13 protein-coding genes are annotated in these 18458 nt (G+C 63.2%); 5 read left to right on the top strand and 8 right to left on the bottom strand.

Translation table 11 applies throughout. The features are described from left to right. Window positions 1–67: 67 nt before the first annotated feature. From FB547_RS25515 to FB547_RS25525, 3 genes are read right to left on the bottom strand one after another with little or no spacing between them, the layout of a single operon-like run. The gene (locus FB547_RS25515) at window positions 68–403 is read right to left on the bottom strand and encodes a hypothetical protein (protein WP_145746444.1); all 336 of its coding nucleotides are present in this window, start codon (window positions 401–403) and stop codon (window positions 68–70) included. A gap of 32 nt (window positions 404–435) precedes the next feature. Then, a complete protein-coding gene (locus tag FB547_RS25520) occupies window positions 436–1662 on the bottom strand; it encodes a DNA cytosine methyltransferase (RefSeq protein WP_145746445.1) in 1227 nt (408 codons plus the stop codon). Further along, complete coding sequence (locus FB547_RS25525) at window positions 1659–2807, bottom strand: hypothetical protein (protein WP_145746446.1); 1149 nt, start codon at window positions 2805–2807, stop codon at window positions 1659–1661. Before FB547_RS25525 ends, FB547_RS25520 begins: the two co-directional genes overlap by 4 nt. Window positions 2808–2963: 156 nt before the next feature. Between FB547_RS25525 and FB547_RS25530 the strand changes: the two genes are divergently transcribed. Next, window positions 2964–4592: a TIGR04141 family sporadically distributed protein gene (locus FB547_RS25530; protein WP_145746447.1), complete on the top strand. Its 1629-nt coding sequence runs from the start codon at window positions 2964–2966 to the stop codon at window positions 4590–4592. A 301-nt stretch (window positions 4593–4893) separates the two neighbouring features. On the opposite strand, the gene FB547_RS25535 is transcribed toward FB547_RS25530, so the two are convergent. Next, a complete protein-coding gene (locus FB547_RS25535) occupies window positions 4894–5817 on the bottom strand; it encodes an SOS response-associated peptidase family protein (protein WP_145746448.1) in 924 nt (307 codons plus the stop codon). Window positions 5818–6078: 261 nt separating this feature from the next. On the opposite strand from FB547_RS25535, the gene imuA reads away from it, so the two are divergent. Genes imuA through FB547_RS25550 form a run of 3 tightly spaced genes read left to right on the top strand, consistent with a single transcriptional unit; the run spans window position 6079 to window position 11249 of the window. Further along, window positions 6079–6828 carry a translesion DNA synthesis-associated protein ImuA gene (gene imuA / locus FB547_RS25540; protein WP_261380391.1) on the top strand — a complete coding sequence of 250 codons (750 nt, stop codon included), beginning with the start codon at window positions 6079–6081 and terminating at the stop codon, window positions 6826–6828. Beyond that, the gene (locus tag FB547_RS25545) at window positions 6770–8116 is read left to right on the top strand and encodes a Y-family DNA polymerase (protein ID WP_145746450.1); all 1347 of its coding nucleotides are present in this window, start codon (window positions 6770–6772) and stop codon (window positions 8114–8116) included. Before imuA ends, FB547_RS25545 begins: the two co-directional genes overlap by 59 nt. A 10-nt stretch (window positions 8117–8126) precedes the next feature. Further along, entirely contained in the window at window positions 8127–11249 is a 3123-nt protein-coding gene (locus tag FB547_RS25550) for an error-prone DNA polymerase (RefSeq protein ID WP_145746451.1), read from the top strand. A gap of 372 nt (window positions 11250–11621) precedes the next feature. On the opposite strand, the gene FB547_RS25555 is transcribed toward FB547_RS25550, so the two are convergent. From FB547_RS25555 to FB547_RS25565, 3 genes are read right to left on the bottom strand one after another with little or no spacing between them, the layout of a single operon-like run. Beyond that, a complete protein-coding gene (locus FB547_RS25555; protein WP_261380400.1) occupies window positions 11622–12527 on the bottom strand; it encodes a hypothetical protein in 906 nt (301 codons plus the stop codon). 20 nt (window positions 12528–12547) lie between these two features. Next, window positions 12548–13516, bottom strand: coding sequence for a Bug family tripartite tricarboxylate transporter substrate binding protein (locus FB547_RS25560; protein WP_145746453.1), 969 nt, complete (start codon window positions 13514–13516; stop codon window positions 12548–12550). A gap of 26 nt (window positions 13517–13542) precedes the next feature. Further along, the gene (locus tag FB547_RS25565) at window positions 13543–15057 is read right to left on the bottom strand and encodes a sulfatase (protein ID WP_145746454.1); all 1515 of its coding nucleotides are present in this window, start codon (window positions 15055–15057) and stop codon (window positions 13543–13545) included. A gap of 2 nt (window positions 15058–15059) precedes the next feature. Here FB547_RS25565 and FB547_RS25570 point away from each other — a divergent pair, with 2 nt between their 5' ends. Beyond that, complete coding sequence (locus tag FB547_RS25570; RefSeq protein ID WP_186454249.1) at window positions 15060–16142, top strand: LysR family transcriptional regulator; 1083 nt, start codon at window positions 15060–15062, stop codon at window positions 16140–16142. On the opposite strand, the gene FB547_RS25575 is transcribed toward FB547_RS25570, so the two are convergent. Then, window positions 16132–18141 carry a family 43 glycosylhydrolase gene (locus FB547_RS25575; RefSeq protein ID WP_145746456.1) on the bottom strand — a complete coding sequence of 670 codons (2010 nt, stop codon included), beginning with the start codon at window positions 18139–18141 and terminating at the stop codon, window positions 16132–16134. The two genes, FB547_RS25570 and FB547_RS25575, sit on opposite strands and share 11 nt — an antisense overlap. Between the last annotated feature and the right edge of the window lie 317 nt (window positions 18142–18458).

Raw genomic sequence — 18458 nt, forward strand, 5'->3', positions numbered from 1 at the left:
CATTGTGCCACTGCCAAAAGTGCGCGCGTGGTTCACACGTTCTGAGCTAGGTGCGGGATTGTGTTCTTTACAGGCTTGCACGGACGGCGCCTGAAGAGCGTTCCCCGGCTGTGCCGAAGTAACTCCCACCCTTGAAGTACCAAAGCAGTTTCTCAAGGAATGGGACTGCATCTTCTGGCTTCAGCGCCACGAGTTGCTCATCGGAAATGAGTCCCCTGAACCGGCGGCCGGATGCGGTGAATGCCTCGTACTCGACGTGGTAGCGCAGCCATTTCTGCCCACAGTGAACGCAGGTCTCGACCGAGACATCGCCATAGCGTCCCTCGGTCTCGTCAACGCCCACCGGCGCCGATTTAAAGCTGAGGTAGTGGAATGGTGGGCTGTGGCAAGGACAGTTGGACATGCGGACTCAGAACGGATCGTTTCACCAAGCGGTTAGACCGTGCTTGTCGCTTCCGCCGTCGCGTAGAGAAAACCTCGCCCTGTGCCGGGGTGCGCCACGTGATTTCCGGCGAGAGCGAGGTACTTTGACGGAACAGCCGCTACGGGCGCAGGTGGTGGACAGGCTCTCCGACGGCGAACTGCAAGGCGTGGTGGCTCTGAATACGGCTGGCCGAAGAACTGTTCGCGCATCGATCGAGCTAGCACCTCGGCGAGGAGGCTTGGCACGGCGTTGCCGATTTGACGTTGAACCTCAATCCGACCTCCAGTGACCGTGATGTCTGCCGGGAATGTTTGCAGGCGAGCCATTTCTTGGGCGCTCAGCCTTCGGTTTGACCAATGGAAAGGTCCTGTGGCAGGTCCGGGCTGCGCTTGGATCGTCCATGCCGGCCTGTCCTTAGCGAGCTTCAGCAAGAAATTCCAATAGCGACGTCTCCAACCAAACAGCGGCTCTCCGCCCATACGATCCGTGTGCCACAGGTAGTTCATCCCCTCGGGAATGGACGGCAGGAGGTCGGCCCACTTCCCTGAGATCGTTAAGTCCTCGTCAGAGCGAGGCAAAGCCCCACCGAGCGCGTCCCAGGCTGTCATCCAGCGTTCAAGGCCGGCGCCCTTGTCGCCGACTTCGGCGTGGCTCGGCGGAGGCGCAACAAATCGCTTGCCGTCGCGCGATGCGATGACGAATACGCGCGTTCGGGTTTGTGGGACGCCGTAGTCCGCCGCGTTAAGGGTAATCACGACAGGGCGGTACTTCGACTTGGTTACTGCGTTGATCCGGTCAACGGCCGCTAAGAGCAATTGGAGGCCCTCGTCCTTTCCAGAAAATCCTAAGCCCTCCACGTTCTCCAGCAGGAACGCCTTCGGGCGAACTTCCTCGAGAACCCGAAGGTAGCCCGAAAGCGTGCTTGCCCTTGGATCGTCTAGGCGGAGGCTTGAACCGCTTTTCCACCAACCGCTCTTCGAAAATGGCTGACACGGAGGACCGCCGATCAAAACGTCTACCGCATTGGCCTTTAAGCGCCCAGTCTGCAGAATCTGCTTCGTCGGAGTTGCGAGGAGATCTGCTTCGATGACCGGCCAGTCCCTACTCGCTCGCAGGCTTTCGCAGCACTGATGGTCGAACTCGAGAGCCACACGAGTCTCAAAGCCAGCAGCCTCAAACCCATAGTCAAGACCACCAACGCCAGTAAACAGGCTGAGAACAGAAAGTTGTTTTGTCACGGAGTTGCTACAGCACGGAATACATTGACGGGGTTCACGGCCCACTCCGGACCGACTCGTAAGTTGCTTTGGATTCGACCCGCACAGGACTTGTGATTAGGCAGATCGCTTGTCACGATGAAACGGAATTCCCACTTCTCCGTGATCGAATGGAGGCAGGCAGCCAGAATGTTGAAGTCGTCCGGCCGGTAGTAGCGTGAGCAAGGGTCGCTCTTAGAAGCACGAGTTCGCTGAAAATCGACGCGAGGCGTGCCGTCCTTGGCGACCATGCGCAAGGCGTTCTTGCACTCGATGAACAGCGGGCGACTCCCCCTATACCGTAGGGACACGTCCGGTTGACCTTCCTCGTCCAAGCGCCTGCACTCCTCAACGCCTTCCACCTTCGCCAGCATCGCTTCTAGATGATGTTCAGCGACCCAGCCTCTCACCGCCATCTTCAAGCGCCGAGCACCTTGAATGAGATCAAGGATCGCATCTCCCGACAGCTCCAGTTCTTTCGCGAGAGTGTGTGGAACGACTGTAGTTCGGAGCGCAGGGTTGCCGAGTAATTGCTCAGCGAGTAGTTGTCTGTGACCAGCATCGAGACCCACTGCCAAGCGTTCAAAGCGGACGAAGTCAGCGACTCGTCTTTGGCGAACTCCTACAAGCACCTCTACTGGCTCTCCTTCGCGGCGAGAGCTGTCGCGTTCCCAAGCATGCCATCCGTGTCGAACTACTGCTTCGACCTTCGCCCGCTTGAACTCCAAGCTGATGAACATCTTGGTGCCATCATGGAGCACCGGATCAGCGCCAACCATCACGCCTCGTTCCAAGTCAATGCCAACGAAAATCGTAGTGATCAGTTGAGAGGGATCGCGCTCCAGCGGCAGGATCGCCTTGGCATCACTCCCGTACTTGATCTGAAAGCGGTGCTCATCAGCAGGTCGATTCTTGGTTAGTTTGGAGTTCGCCAAGAATGCATAGGCAAGTACGCCATGCCGCTCGCCCAGTTGGTTCTCAAAAACGATGAAGAACGGGGCTTGGCTTGCGTCGGAGGCCCAAAGAATCGTACAGCCGCTGGCCTTGAGGCCCTCGATCAGAAAGTCCAGTAACGGCGCTTTAGAAGCCTTCTGAACACCCCATTTTTTGTAGTCGAACTCGAGCATAGGCCGTTGGGAGCGGAGTCAGGAAGTGAACGAGTGCTGGATGGATTCCCAGTATACGCGGTTTGCCGTTCCCCGCCGCTTCGGGAGCCAACCTCATTAATCGCTTGACTAACGAGCAAAGCCGCTAGATAAGCGCAACTCTTGGAGGAGGACGGCATGACAGAAGAAAAAAAGGTCAACCATCTCAGCATCTTCTTGATAAAAGATGCCTATGCGACCTATGAAAAGGCGTTGAAAACCGAGGCCTGCGCCTCAGCTCTTTCAATTGCCATCGCAGGACACGGGGAAGGCCAGTTGCTGATAAAAAAAACACCACCCTCGCCGCCGAAATGGTCAGCACTATTCAAGGAGTTCATCGACCCCAAAGACCTTGCAACTCCGGGGATCGCAGCTGCATTCTTCATAGTGGTTGATGGCAAAGCCTTTGTGTTGGCCTTCGGGCAGGGCGGTCGATTTCTCCTGCGGGATGATGTCATCGAAGAGCGATTCGGACTGTTATGCGCGTTGAACGCCGTCGATCCGAAGACGTTTCGTTGTGTCGATGTGCAATCGCTGAACGCCATCGAGAGCCACATGCGGATTCAGTCAGGGCAAGAGACAACGCCGGATCAGTTCGGACTTAGCGTTGAGCAGGACATGCTCAAAGCCATTGTTGGCACGCCCTCAAATCCGGCCCTCGGCAATCGGATGGCAGGGAGTGACGCCTTGGCGGTATCCGTCAGGCTGGACCTCACTGACCTGCCATTTCTTCTGGGTCAGTACCGCCAGCTTTTTGAAGCCGAACTGAACGCTGAGGATTACCAGTGGGTTAACAACATCTCGACTACCAAGAGCGCGGCAATCATCAACGCCCTTGAAGGTGCTCTTCAAGCGCGGCTGGCAGCGGATCAGTTCGATGGCATCTGGCTCTCCATTCCGGAAATTCTCGAATGGACAACAGTCAAAGGGTTCATGTATTCGCCACACGGCAACGGGGTACTTCATCCGGACATCAACATGCAGGGCTTTCGAAAGACTGTTGACGGTCCGGTCAGCCTCGACATTCTTCGTGAGCGGAGAGTTCACTGTGCTGACGCAGATCACAAGAAGGTCTTCAAGTCGTGGTCAGTGTTCAAGTGCCTATACGCAGAGATTGAACTTGATGGCGTCACGCATGTCCTCAATGATGGCAAATGGTTTAGTGTGGCGAAGGATTTTGTTCAACGAACGAAGCAGGACTATGCGGCAATTCCCACATCGAGCCTCAAGCTCCCTGAGTATCAAGGGGGTGGGGAGGGCGAATACAACGCCTACGTTGCGGCGCTTGAGCCCGGTGTTTATGACCTGCTTGACGACAAAAAGAAGGTCATGCACGGCGGCGGTCACGGCCAAGTTGAAATCTGCGATCTGCTTTCGATTAAGCGTGAGTTGATCCACGTCAAGATGTACGGTAAATCCAGTGTGCTGAGCCACCTGTTCGCACAAGGCTTTGTATCGGGACAATTGATCCAGATTGACTCTGAGTTTCGAAAGAAGGTGCGTGCCCAACTATCGCCCACGCATGCGGAATTACTTGACGTCGATCCCAAGCCCGCACATGAATCGTTCACGATTACGTACGCGGTTATTAGCGATTCTCCGGGGGCCGAACTTCATCTACCGTTTTTCTCCAAGGTTAATCTTGTGAATACTCGCAAGGTTCTTCGAGGTTTTGGCTACAAGGTCGAGTTGTTGAAGATTCCCGTGAATGAGGTCTATGCAAAAACGACATTGATTCCTCCGAAAAAGGGCAACAGAAAGGCGTAGGGCGAGAGTTTCTGGCGCTGTCGATGCTCAACCGCGTGAAGGCGAAATAAAACGCACGCGATTCTCGCCTTGAATGCGGCGGCAGCATGGATACTTTAGTGTCTCGGCGCTCGCGGGAGGCCCAGAGGGGCTCTCGTCGCGATCGAAGCAGCTCCCAAGACCAGTGAGATGAGCGAGGCGGCCATGAGCCATCTTGAGGATCTCGCCGGCCGGAGGCCTACAGAGCGGTCAGGCGTTTGTTCGGCGCAATGGTCCGCAACCAGTCTGAGGGGATCTCGGCAAGCGGCGGCCGCGCAGGTTTCTATGCCGCCAGCCTGTGCTCGTAATACGGTCGCTCGCGGTCATCGAGGATCGCGTAAGAAGCCTCAAGATTCGCGCGATTCGGCTTCAGCCAGGCGTCGACGTTCTCCGGCTTGATCGGGATGATGCAGCGGTCGTGGCCAGCCGCCGCGATCTCTTCCGGCGGGTCATCGGTGATCGCCGCGAACGAGAGCAGGTCCGGCTCGCCCGGGCCCGACCACTCCGACCAGAGGCATGCCACAAGCATGTCCTGCTGCGGCCGCGGTCTGAATTCAAGCACTACATCCTCGCCGTCCCGCTTGACGTGCTCGTAGAAGGCATTGACGACCATGATCCCGTGCGAAAAGCCGAAGACGTCCTTCCAGAACCCCTCCAGGTTGTCGCGCCGGGCGTTGTAGGTGCCCGGATAGAGGGCGTCGTATTTCGCGGGCTTGCCGGCGGGGCGGCACTGATAGCGCATCGGCTTGACCACCCGCTGGCCGTCCTCCCAGATCATCACCGGCGCGTACACCCCCGGAAAGATCCGTGCATCACGCGGCTCGGGCTCGGTCCGCCTGAGATCCGCCAGCTTGCCCAGTCCCCATTCGACCTTCGCCGTGGCGATCCGCACGTCCTCCGTCGCCTTCTTCGTCGTCTTGACCTGGAGCTTGCGCTCGGCGTCGCCCAGACGCTTGCGCTGCGTGAAGAGCTCCTGCTCGAGCTTCGTGGCCTGCTCGGCATTGAAGGCATCGATCAGGCCCTTGATCTCCCGCTCTTCATCGGACTCCGGGTTCATGAAGGCCGCATCCATGGCCTTCGGAATCTTGATCCTGGGATTGCCCTGGCGCTCGTAGTACAGCTTGGCAAAGGCCCGCAGCGACAGGACGCCGCCGAACAGGCGGAAGAACCGCTTGTAGTCCGCACGGATCTGGGCTGAGTAGCACATGCGGCCCATTGTGGCGAGGAGGCCGTTCGGCCGGGACCGGGTTTCATCTAGGCGATCGCCGGGGAGATTTTTTCACCTGGCGAGATCGCAGACAGAATTTTGTAAACCTTCTTGCTCACTTCTCTGGCCGGAAGGATACTGTATATCCATACAGTTATCGGAGTCCTTGTGGCCATCCCCCTGTCATGGGCCGATGGCAGCGAAGCGCCCTCGCCCGCTCAGATTTCCTCTCGGCCAGCGCAGCCACGGCGTCCGTCGGTCGTGCTGCCCCACGCCATCGAATCCGCGATCTGGCGCGGCGATGCGCTCGGCACGCCGGTCACTTCGGCCGTGGGCACGGGGTTCGAACGCCTCGACGCCGAACTGCCGGGCGGCGGCTGGCCCTGCCAGTCCCTGACGGAGGTGCTGCAGGTCCAGCCCTCGGTCCTCGAATGGCGCCTGCTGGCGCCCGCCATGCGCACACTGGTCGCGCAAGGCAAGCAGATCGTGGTCATCGGCCCGCCGAAGGCGCCGCATCTGCCGGGCCTGCGCCACCTGGGCCTCGACGAGCGCCACCTGGTCTGGATCGCCGCCGACAAGCCGGTCGAGCGCCTGTGGGCGACCGAGCAGCTCATCAAGGCCAATGCCGCCGGCATGCTCGTCAGCTGGCTGCCGCAGGCCCGCCAAGAACAGATCCGCCGCCTGCAGGTCTGCGCCCAGGGTTGCGACGGCCCCGTCATCCTGTGCCGGCCGGCCGCCGCCGAGCACGAGGCCTCGGCCGCGCCCCTGCGCCTGCAGGTGCGCTTCGGCGTCGACTGGGAGCTGCGCGTCCACCTGCTCAAGCGCAAGGGGCCGCCGCACCAGGGGGAGCTGATGCTCCCCTCGGTGCCCGGCGGTCTCGAGGCCATCCTGACGCCGCGCCTTCGCCATCCGAGCCGCCTGATCGCGGCGCGCCAATCCCGGGAGCTTTCCCATGCTGTGGGCAGCCCTTCTTCCCGACAGCCTGCCGGCCGACCCGCAGCCGCGCACTGAGGCGCTCGATGGCCTCGCGACGTGGTGCCTGCAGTTCACGCCCCGCGTCGCGGTCCTCGAAGCGCTGCTGCAATGCCCAGCCGTCGTCATGGAACTCGAACAGAGCCTGCGCCTGTTCGGCGGCAAGCGCCGCCTGGTCGAGCGCGTGCGCGAGGAATGTCCCGACCTTGGCGTCCGGCAGCTGAGCTGGGCACCCACGGCTCTGGCCGCGCTCGCGGTGGCGAGGGCGGGCTTGTCGAATGGCTTCGCCAAGCCGCTCGCCCAGTTGCTCGATGCGCTGCCCCTCGAAACCCTGACGCAGGTCGCCGCCCACCAGGCGACGCTCGCCCGCCTCGGCTGCCGCACGCTGGGCCAGGTGCGCGCCTTGCCGCGCGGCGGCCTGAGCCGGCGCTTCGACGCCCAGCTGCTCGCGACCCTCGACCAGGCCTACGGCCTTCGCCCGGAGACCTACCCCTGGGCCCAGCTGCCGGAGACCTTCCGCGCCAAGCTCGAGTTGATGGCGCGCGTCGAGCATGCGCCGGCCATGCTGTTCGGGGCGCGCCGCCTGATGCTGCAGATGGCCGGCTGGCTCATGGCCCGGCGATCCGGCGTGACCGCCTTCACCTTGCGCTGGTGCCACGACGCGATGCGCGCCAAGGCCGCCGGCGACGGCGGCGAGCTCACCGTGCGCACCGCCCAGGCCACGCGCGACACCGAGCACCTGATGCGGCTGCTGGCCGAGCACCTGGGCAAGGTCGAACTGCTCGCGCCCGTGGGCGATCTGGAGCTGCTGGCGACCGAGGTGCAGTCGCTGGAGGAGAAGAGCCTCTCGATGCTGCCGGAGGCAAGGCAATCGGGCGAAAGCCTGGCGCTGGTGCTCGAGCGCATCGCGGCCCGCCTCGGTCCCGATCGCGTGCTGCGCCCCGTCATCCTCGAGGACCACCGCCTGGAGTGGATGTGCCGCTGGCGCCCGGCGCCCGAGCCCGCGCCGCGCGCGGCGTGCCGCATGGTCGACGTGCCCCAGCCGACCTTCATCCTGCCCAAGCCGCTGCGGCTCGCGACCCAGCACAACCGTCCGATCTACCAGGGAGTCCTGCAACTGCTCGCGGGTCCGCACCGCGTCGAGGGGGGATGGTGGGACCGCACGACCATCGAGGGCGAGGGGAACACCGGCGCGCAGGAGACCACGCGCCAAGCTTCGCGCGACTACTGGGTGGCCGTGAGCGAGCATGCCGGCGTGCTGTGGATCTTCCAGATGCGCTTGGCGCAGGACGAGACGGCGTGGTTCCTGCACGGCACCTTCGCCTGAGAGACCTCCCATGGACCTGCCCGACTACGCCGAGCTGCGGTGCGTGAGCAATTTCAGCTTCCTGCGCGGTGCGAGCCAGCCGCACGAACTCGTCGAGCGTGCCAAGCAGCTGGGCTACTCGGCGCTCGCCATCACCGACGAATGCAGCCTGGCCGGGGTGGTGCGCGCGCACGTGGCGGCCAAGGACCACAACCTCAAGCTGCTGATCGGCAGCCAGTTCCTGGTCGAGCCGGATGAGCGGGTCGACGGGGATGCGCCGCCGTTCACGCTGACCGTGCTGGCCTGCGATCTCGATGGCTATGGCAACCTCTCGGCTTTCATCACCAAGCTGCGCCGCAGTTCGGAGAAGGGAACGTACAGGCTGCCGCTCGCGGAGATCCGCGGCGCCGAACTCACCGGCTGTGTGGTGCTGGCTTCGCCGAAGCGCATGGCGACGGCTGCCCAGCTGGCTTGCCTCGGGACCTGGCTGCTGCGGGAGTTCCTCGGCCGCTGCTGGTTCGCCGTCGAGAAGCTGCGCCTGCTGGACGACGAGATGTGGCTGCACCGGCTGGGCGAGATCAGCGCGGCCACGGAGATCCCGCTCGTGGCCGCAGGCGACGTGCATTTCCATGTGCGCTCGCGCAAGCCGCTGCAGGACGTGATGACCGCGACGCGCCTGGGCAAGCCGCTGACCGACTGCGGGCTCGAACTGCAGCCCAACGCGGAGCGGCATCTGCGCACCCGGCTGCGACTCGCGCAGACCTACGCGCCCGAACTGCTGGCGGAAACGCTCCAGGTGGCGGCGCGCTGCAGCTTCAGCCTCGACGAGCTGCGCTACCAGTACCCCGACGAGGTGGTGCCGGCGGGCGAGACGCCTGCCGGGTACTTGCGCCGCCTCACCTACGAGGGAGCCGGCCGCCGCTGGCCCGACGGCATCCCGGCCAGGGTGCAGGGGCAGATCGAGCACGAGCTCGCGCTCATCGCCGAGCTGAAGTACGAACACTACTTTCTCACGGTGGCCGACATCGTGATGTTCGCGCGCTCGCGGCACATCCTCTGCCAGGGCCGCGGCAGCGCCGCGAACAGCGTGGTCTGCTACTGCACGGGCGTCACCGAGGTCGATCCGGGCCGCATGAGCGTGCTGTTCGAGCGCTTCATCTCCAAGGAGCGCAACGAGCCGCCGGACATCGACATCGACTTCGAACACGAACGGCGCGAGGAGGTGCTGCAGTACCTCTATGCCAAGTACGGGCGCGACCGCGCCGCCATCACCGGGGTCGTGATCAGCTACCGGCCCAAGAGCGCGATCCGGGACGTGGGCAAGGCGCTCGGGATGTCGCTGGAGACGGTGGACGCGATCGCCAAGGGCCACCAGTGGTGGGACGGGCGGGCGGTGATGCCTGAGCGGCTCCAGGAGGTCGGTCTGTCGGCGGAGTGGTTGCAGGTGCAGCAGCTGCTGCACCTGACCGAGCAGCTGATCGGCTTCCCGCGGCACCTGAGCCAGCACACGGGCGGCTTCGTGCTCACCAAGGGGCCGCTGTGCCGCATGGTGCCGATCGAGAACGCCTCGATGCCCGACCGCACGGTGATCGAATGGGACAAGGACGACCTCGATGCGCTGGGCCTCCTGAAGGTGGACTGCCTCGCGCTCGGCATGCTGACGGCGATCCGCAAGGCGCTGGATTTGATCGGGCTGCGCAAGGGCTGCGTGTTCGGCATGCAGGACATCCCGGCGGAGGACAGCGCTACCTACGACATGATCTGCAAGGCCGACACGATCGGCGTGTTCCAGATCGAGAGCCGCGCGCAGATGAGCATGCTGCCGCGCCTGAAGCCGCGCTGCTTCTACGACCTGGTGATCGAGGTCGCGATCGTGCGGCCGGGGCCGATCCAGGGCGGCATGGTGCATCCCTACCTGAACCGGCGCCAGGGCAAGGAGCCGGTGGTCTACCCCAGTGAGGCCCTGAAGGAAGCGCTCGGCCGTACCCTGGGCGTGCCGGTGTTCCAGGAGCAGGTGATGCAGATCGCCATCCTCGCGGCCGGCTTCACGCCGGGCGAGGCGGATGGCCTGCGGCGCTCGATGGCGGCCTGGAAGCGCAAGGGCGGGCTGGAGCACTACTACGCGAAGATCGTCGACGGCATGACCGCGCGCGGCTACGAGGAAAGCTTCGCGAAGGCCATCTTCGAGCAGATCAAGGGGTTCAGCGAGTACGGGTTTCCGGAAAGCCATGCGGCGTCGTTCGCGCTGCTGGTCTATGCGAGCTGCTGGATCAAGTGCCACCACCCGGCGGAGTTCCTGGCAGCCATGCTGAACTCGCAGCCGCTGGGGTTCTATTCACCGTCGCAGCTCGTGCAGGATGCCAGGCGCCATGGCGTCGAGGTGCGGCCGGTCGATGTGATGTACAGCGACGTGGACTGCACACTGGAAGACTTGGCGCACGAACCGGCCGTACGGCTCGGGCTGCGCATGATCGGCGGGCTCCAGTCGGCCTCGGCCACGCGCATCGTCGACGCCCGCGCGCACCAGGTGTTCGACAGCACGGAAGACCTGGCGCTGCGTGCGCGGCTCGAACTGCACGAGATGAAGCTGCTGGCGGCGGCCGATGCGCTCGCGAGCCTGTCGGGCCACCGGCGCCAGCAGGTCTGGGAAGCGGCGGGGCTGCGTGCAGCGCCCGAATTGCTGCGCGGCGCGCCAGTGGAGGAGGATTTCCTGGAACTCGACGCGGCACCCGAAGGCGAGGAGATCGTGTTCGACTACGCATCGACGGGACTGACCTTGCGCCGGCATCCGCTCGCACTGCTGCGCGAGCGCCTGGCGCGGCGCGGCCTGATGACGGCGCGGGATCTCGACGGGATCAAGAACGGGGGACAGGTGAGCCACTGCGGCATCGTGACCCTGCGCCAGCAGCCCGAGACCGCGAAGGGCACGATCTTCCTGACGCTGGAAGACGAGACCGGCGTGGTGCAGGTGATCGTGTGGAAGAGCCTCCGGGACGCGCAGCGCCAGGAACTGCTCGGTGCGCGGCTCATGGTCGTACACGGCACATGGCAGCGCGAGGGGGCGGTGAAGAACCTGGTGGCGATGCGGCTGGAGGATCTGACGCCCTTGCTGGGGCGGCTGGCGGCGGCGACGGTGAGCCGGGATTTCAGGTAGGGAACACACCAGAGGTGCGGATGGCCTGGTAAAGGTCACAGGGAACTGCGCCCTCACTTCCGATCGTTTGCGCCGAGCCAATGCCGCAGGGTGACCGGCTCCTATGCAGCGAATGCGGACAACCTGAATAAGCTCTGAAGTTCTGCAATTGGTGCAGCAGCAGACGTTGGCATACCCATCAAAGCAATGTTCGCATCGCCCGACAGGCGAGGAGCTTCTCTCACCAAGCCCGTCCAGGGAGGGCGCCCTGCGACCTCGCAAGCTCAAAAAGCTGAGCGAAAACGGTTGATGGGCTCAGCGCGACGTGAACTTGTCGGCCGTGCTGCCTGCAATTTGCCACCCTGCGCGAAGGTCAGCAATTCCCCTCCGGCCCTATACGTTCCACTCGGCTTGTGAGCTCGCCCCGCCTGCCGAACTCGCGATGGCCTGGGCTTTTGCTCTGAAACCGCAGGTCCAGCTCAGTTGCCGAGCACTGCCTGGCTCCAGCAAGCTTGCAGCGTCTTCACCCAACCATCCTGGCAGCACGGTGACCGGCTCGATACACAGATAGTCCCCGCTCATTGGCCGATGCATGACCAAGTGAGGACTGCCGGTGCATGCAACCTCGATCGCGCCTTCGCCGCGGACGCGCAAGCTCGATTGGCCCCTCCAACCGCTGAAAGCCGCAGTCTCGCCGGGTGCCATGTCGAAGACCGGCGCTGACGTGTGCAGCGAGGCGCTCGCCTCTGCGTCCAAGTCGTGCCGAGCAATCGCATCAAAGGTCAGGTCGCGACTGCGGATGGAGCTGTCCGTGGGATGGTACGGGTGCCAGCCCATGCTGAGAGGCATGGGTTCGGTCGAGGCGTTGCGCACCCGCATGACGACGCTCATGCCTATGTCGCTAAGCGAAACGTCCATTTCTGCAGACCATGCCCAAGGCCAGTCGGGCGTGGAGTCCATCTCCAGCTGCATGCAGGCGCGCTCCGCCGACACGTTGAGGAGGCGCCATGTTCTCCTGTGCGCGACGCCATGCTGCACGATGCCGCTGGGTCCCGGCTCCGGCCGCACCAGCCTGTTGCCAAAACGGAAACCCGCGGCGGAAAGGCGGTTGGCAAAGGGCAGCATGGGGAAGGCCCCGGCCTTTGGCCACACGTGCTCGGCAAACGCAGCGCCGTCCCAGGCTTGGAGCAAATCCACGCGCCGAGATGCATCCGACCAAGACAAGGACCCGACGCGTCCACCGGCTGAGGGCGCGAGCGTCGCTCGGTAGGCGCCCGACTGAAGCTCAACCACTTCCATACAGGCCAGATTCACCGACTTCAGTCGAGGCGCGCACCGGAGAGCTCAACGCCTTCCTTCCAACGCGCCATCTGCTGCGTCACAAACTCAGCGAACTCCGCTTGCGTGGTGCGACGCACCTCGAAGCCGAGGGCGCCCAGCTGGTCACGCACTTCTGGCGTGTTCAGTACGGCGTTAATCTCGTCGTGCAGGCGGCTGACGATCTCCGGCGGCGTGCGCGCAGGCACGTGGATGCCGTTCCAGCCTGCACTGCCGGAGTCTGCCAGCCCGAGTTCGGTCAGGGCTGGGACGTTTGGCAGAAAGCTGGAGCGGCCCTGCGTTGTGACGGCCAGGGCGCGCAGCTTGCCGGCCTTGATCTGCGGTGCAACTTCCGGGAAGCCCGACATCATCGCGGGCACGGTGCCGCCCAGCACGTCGTTCATCGCCAGGGCGCCGCCTTTGTACGGTATGTGATTGATGCTCAAGCCCGCCTTCTTGCGCAGCAACTCGAGCGCCAGATGTTGCGCGGAGCCGTTCCCAGGCGTTGCGACCGGCAGCGGTTGAGCGGGGTCGCGCGCGAGCTTGAGGAAAGCCTGCATCGTCGACGCGGATACAGAAGGATTCACGACAAGCACGCTCGGTGTGTTCGCGATCTGCGTCACCGGAACGAAGTCCTTGACCGTGTCGAAGGGCAGCGAACGGTACAAGCTCGGATTGATCGAGAACGGCCCCGAAGAAAGGAGAAGCGTGTAGCCGTCAGGTGCGGCTCGTGCGGCTTCGGCCGTGCCGATGTTGCCCGACGCGCCAGCCTTGTTGTCCACGATGACGGGCTGCTTGAGGCGGTCGCCCAGATTTTTTGCCACCAGGCGCGCTGCGGCATCGGACGAGCCGCCTGCTGGCCAGGGGACGATCAAGCGAATGGTCTTCTCAGGCCAAGCGGCTGCGGCGTGAAGGCTGGCGCCGAAGAGCAGCGCGGCTGCCATGCCTGCGAAAAAGCGTCGGGTCTGCATGTTGTCTCCTTCAGGTCTTATTCGAATCACGCGCTCAAGCCGAGCCGCGTGAAGTATTCCAATGGGGCGTCGTTCTTCTTCATCAAGCGCACGATCTCGCCACAAAGGCGTGCGCGCACGGCTTCGTCCGTGATGGGGCGCTCCTGCCCCGGGTCACTGGCGAGGTCGAACATCACGGTCACCGTATCGTTTTGCGATGCTGGCCCGTGCAGCTTGTAATTGGGCGACTTCGGTGTGGCAGGCACCCGCAGCACGGGTGCGCCCTTGGTGAAGGGCAGCGGCGGCGCAAGTTGCGCTTCCTGCAGTTCCTCCACAGCGAACATCTCCTTCATGTGCATCGGCATGAGCGTGTACTGGTTCAGACCGGCGCGATGCATTTCAGGCGGATACAGGAAGAGCGTGTAGCGTCCGTCGGTCACGTTGACGGCACTGCCGAACACACCGTAGATCGCAGCTTCGCGCACTGTCGTTTCACGCTCCAGGAGCGGCATCACGGAAACGCCAGTCACTTCGGGGGGGATGTCCATGCCGTGCATCTCGAGCAGCGTCGGCATCAGATCCCCGGTCTGCGTCAGGCCTTGCCGCCGCGTGCCGGCCTGGGTGCGGTAGGCCGGATGGTGGATGAAGAGGGGGATGTGCGCCACCTCGTCATAGCAGGGCATCACATTCTTGGACCACCAGGAATGCTCGCCGAGGAGAAAGCCATGATCGGTGGTGACGACCAGTGCGGTGTCATCCCACATGGCGTGCTCGTCCATGTAGTCCAGGAGACGGCCGAGCTCGTGGTCGCACAGCGCAACGATCGCCGCGTAGTTCGCTCGCAGTTCGTCACACTCCTCGATCGTCTCGCTGACCCGCTTATAGGGTGGAAAGTCGAAGATCGGGCCCTTGTAGTCCGTCGGGTAGTCCTTGCGGAACTCCGTGGGCGCATGGAACGGCTCGTGGGGGTCGAACGTTTCCAGATGCAGTAGCCAATCCTGCGCCGTGCGATTGCCGTCCAGGAATTCAAGGCCAGCATCGAAGCAGCGCACCGACGGAAAGTCCTTGTACTCGCGGATCGACTCGCGGTTGATCATGTGTGCCGAGTGCTTGTGGCGACGCTCCTGCGTGACCTGCTTCGGGTGGTACATCTCCCGGAAGCGCTCCCAGGGCGGTTGCACCATGGCCTTCCAGGGGTCGCGTTCCTGCCCTCGGATGAACTCATAGGTGTCGTAACGGTTGTGGTATGTGGCGCCGCCGTCGCCCCAGTAGTGGTAATGGTCGGACACCAGGTGCGAGTAGACGCCCTGCTTGTGCATCAGCGCCGCGAAGGAGTTGTCGAAGGGCTCCAGCGGGCCCCATCCTCGGTGCAGGAAGTTCAGACGACCCGTGTGCATGTCGCGACGCGCGGGCATGCACGGCAGGCTGCCGACGTAGTGGTTGTCGAAGGTCACGCAGCGCTCGGCGAGGCGCGTGAAGTTCGGTGTCTTGATGTTCGTGCCGCCGTACGGCTGCAGGCTGCGCCGATTGAGCGAATCGAACAGGAGAAAGATGGTTTTCATAGGTGTTGCGCCTCATACTAGGTCCGCGTCGTGCATGCAACAAATCGAACATCCTTGCTGAGTTATTGATTCAAATGATTTATCCAAATCCTCGCCACCTGCGTGCTTTTGTCGCGCTTGCAGACACGGGGTCGTTCAGCCTTGCTGCAGAAGCCGTGCACCTGGGCCAGCCGGCGCTGAGTCAGGCGATCGCCAAGCTGGAAGACGTGGTGGGGGTGCGCATGATCGAGCGCACGACACGCTCAGTGCGGCTCACCCCAGCTGGCGAAGAATTTCTCGTTCAAGCGCGGTGGGTGCTCGAGGCGTACGAACGCATGATGCTGCGCGGCACAGAATGGGCACAGTTGCGCCGCGGACGTGTTGAATTGCTGACGGTGCCTTCGATCGCGCACCGGTTGCTGCCCGCTCTGGTGCGAGAGTTCACCACAGCACACGACGGCGTCAGCATCGCGCTCCATGACCACGCAGACCCGATCCTGCGCCAGCGGCTGGAACGCGGCGAAGCGGATCTGGCCATCCTGACCCAAAGCGGACCCGCATCGTCGCCTACGCTCTTGCCCTTCCTGCGGGACCGGTTCCGGGTCGTGCTTCCACGTCACCATCCGCTCGCAAGCAAAAGCACCATCGAATCTTCACAACTGGCGGGCGAGCGCCTGATACTTCTGCGGCGGGGCGCCTTGCTCCGCTCTTACATGGATGCAGCGATCAGCGGCCTTCCGTTCGCACAGGAGCCGATCGAGGTGGATCAGTCCAGCACGCTTGTCGGGATGGTGGAGGCAGGCCTCGGTGTGTCGCTCTTGCCGGCGCTCTCTTGCCCGAGCCCCGCACTGAAATCCGTCGTGAGCCGCCCCCTCGAGCGCCCGGAGGTGTCGCGCATCCTGGCATTTGCGCTGCCGCCGGACCGGGAGCCAATGCCAGCGGTGCAGGCTTTTGTAAGGAGCGCTTTCGACTACCTCGGAGGCAACCTGGACCAGCTTCCGGAGGGCTGCGAGTTGTTGCCCGCGAGCGCGCAGCGCGTCCGAAAGTTCTTGGCCGCTCGCGCCGCCGCTCCCAGCGTGCGCTCGGCCCGGCCGGTCAAGGTATGACTTCGAGCGTCACTGGGACGGAGGTGATGCTCCCCGCCTGGTTGAACACGGTGACCGTGTAGGTCCCCGCGTCGCCCGTCGTCACAGGCGGCAGGCGCAGCGCTGCTGTGGTCGACTCGTTGTAGCCGTTCGGCGACATGACGACTTGGCCATTGCGCTGCCATTGATACCCGAGGCCGATGCCTTCCGCCAAAACGACGAATCCCACGGGTGTCCCTGCGGCCACGCGGACAGACCGGGGTTGTGCAGTGATGATCGGAGCCGTGAGCGGTGTGGCGGACGTGGAGAGGAGCATTTCAGCCCCCGCAAGCACCGTCGACTGGCCTGCCTTGAAGGCAACATACTCACCGCTGCGCAGCTGACCTTTCTTACCGATGGCGACGCCATACCCACCATTGGTGGCGGTGGTACTGAGGCTGAGCGTCACGCGTCCGCTGCCCTCGAACGTTTCCGGCAGGTTCAACGGCACGTTCTCCGGCGCCCATGCAACCGTTCTGGGATCAATCAGCCAACTGTACGAACGGCCCTCGGGCAACTGGAGGCGTGCGAGCAGCGGTGCATCCACATTCGGCTCCTGGATGATTGCGGTGGCTGCGGAGCTGGGCGACTTGTCGGGCGTACGTTGGAAGACCGCGATCAGCACGCTGGCAAGCGGCTCGCCAGCCTCCACTTCCCAGGCTTGGGACACCGACCGAGTGTTGTCGATGCCCAGATTCGCCTGGTATGCCGGCGGCGCCGTTGTTGCGACAGGCTTGGCGAGAGGGAATTCGTGGGTGGGCGCGGTGCTCAATGGCAGGATTCGACCGTTGGCATCGAACTGCAGCGGAACTGTGTACCAGCCGGACAGGGCGAGATTGCTGTCGCCTGGTTGGTTCACGCCGGTCCCCGGTGCGCCCGTGGGGCTGGACCGGTAGTGCGTTCCTGGCAACAGGATGTTCATCTCGCCTTTCTCGTCGGGCAGGACGAACGGTGCCTTCATCTGCGCGAAGCCGGAGTCCGACGACAGTTGCACCGGCTGCAGAGGCGTCACGGCGGAGTCGTCCGCCGGACTCAGCCAAGGACCGTGGGGATCCTTCGCGCGCAAGTAGTACAGCCGCGACGCGAGGCAATTGCCGCAGGTGTTCGTGCCCGTCAGATACCACCAGCCGCGGCGGTAGCTCAAGCCGATTCCCCCGCCGATCACGTTTCCTGCGACGGCAATGTCGGTATGGTCCACGGTCCCGGTCTTCTCCTCGTTGAGGAGCATGGTGTTCAACACACCGTGCGACGTTGCCATGTAAGACTTTCCATCGGGTCCGGTTGCGAGCGCGAAATCGACCGGCCCTGCGTCACCGGATGCAATCGTCGGCTCGAACGGCGTGCTCCATGGTCCGAATGGCGTGGGCGACTGGGCGATGAAGCGCTTGCCCGTTTTTCCTGACGATCCAAGCCCTGCTTGGCCGTTCAGGAACCACATGTTGTAAAGCCCCGTCTTGGGCGAGTAGATCACCCTCGGCTTCTTGACGTAGTAGTGCTCGCCGGACACGGTGTCCTGGATGTACTGATGCCCTCCCGTGAGCTTCCAGTTCATGAGGTCATCGGACACGTACACGGTCAGCCCGCAGTAGCGATACGTCGAGTTCGGAGTCGTTGGAATCAGCGGACCGGTGTTCACGCCCGGTGCGTAGTTGAAGGCTCCGCACGAGAAGGAAGGTCCATACAGGTAGTACTTGCCTTCGAAGTACTGCAAGTCTACCTCGTCGACGGCTTGGATCGCGTTTCCGTCTACGTCCATGCCAATCGCGATCGGGCCGTAGGAAACCGTCTGCGCCGGGGATGCCGGCAGCCCGTTGTCCCCTGCAAGGGGATCATGGGCAATGAAATTGATCAGCGTGGCAAGCTTGGTGCTCGCCACTGCGGGAGGTGGCGCGACCGGCGTTGCGTCGCCACTGCCACTGCCACCGCCGCCACCGCCACCGCCACCGCCACCGCAGCCGGCCAGGATGGCAAATGCTCCCATCGCAGCAATTCTAAAAGGCCACTTCCCCAGCCTATCAGCGTGGGTTGTCTCTATATTCATGAATGTCTCCACGTTTATGTACCGCTGCACCGGACGTGCATCCGCGGCGCCACGCAGGGTATGTGGAGGTCGGCACTCTGTGAATTTGATTCTTCTGTGTGATTTATCGAACTTCTGAATAGCCGCCGATCCGCTCGATTTCTTGGACGGCTTCAGCCTTCAAAATTCAGAGAATCTGGGGGGCAACGCTGGTAGAGCTTCATCCGATGTGGCTGTAGTCAACTTCAGATTTCCGTGCGACGAGCAGCTCACGTCGA

Source organism: Variovorax beijingensis (genome assembly GCF_007828835.1).
In the GTDB taxonomy this organism is placed as follows: Bacteria; Pseudomonadota; Gammaproteobacteria; order Burkholderiales; family Burkholderiaceae_C; genus Variovorax; species Variovorax beijingensis_A.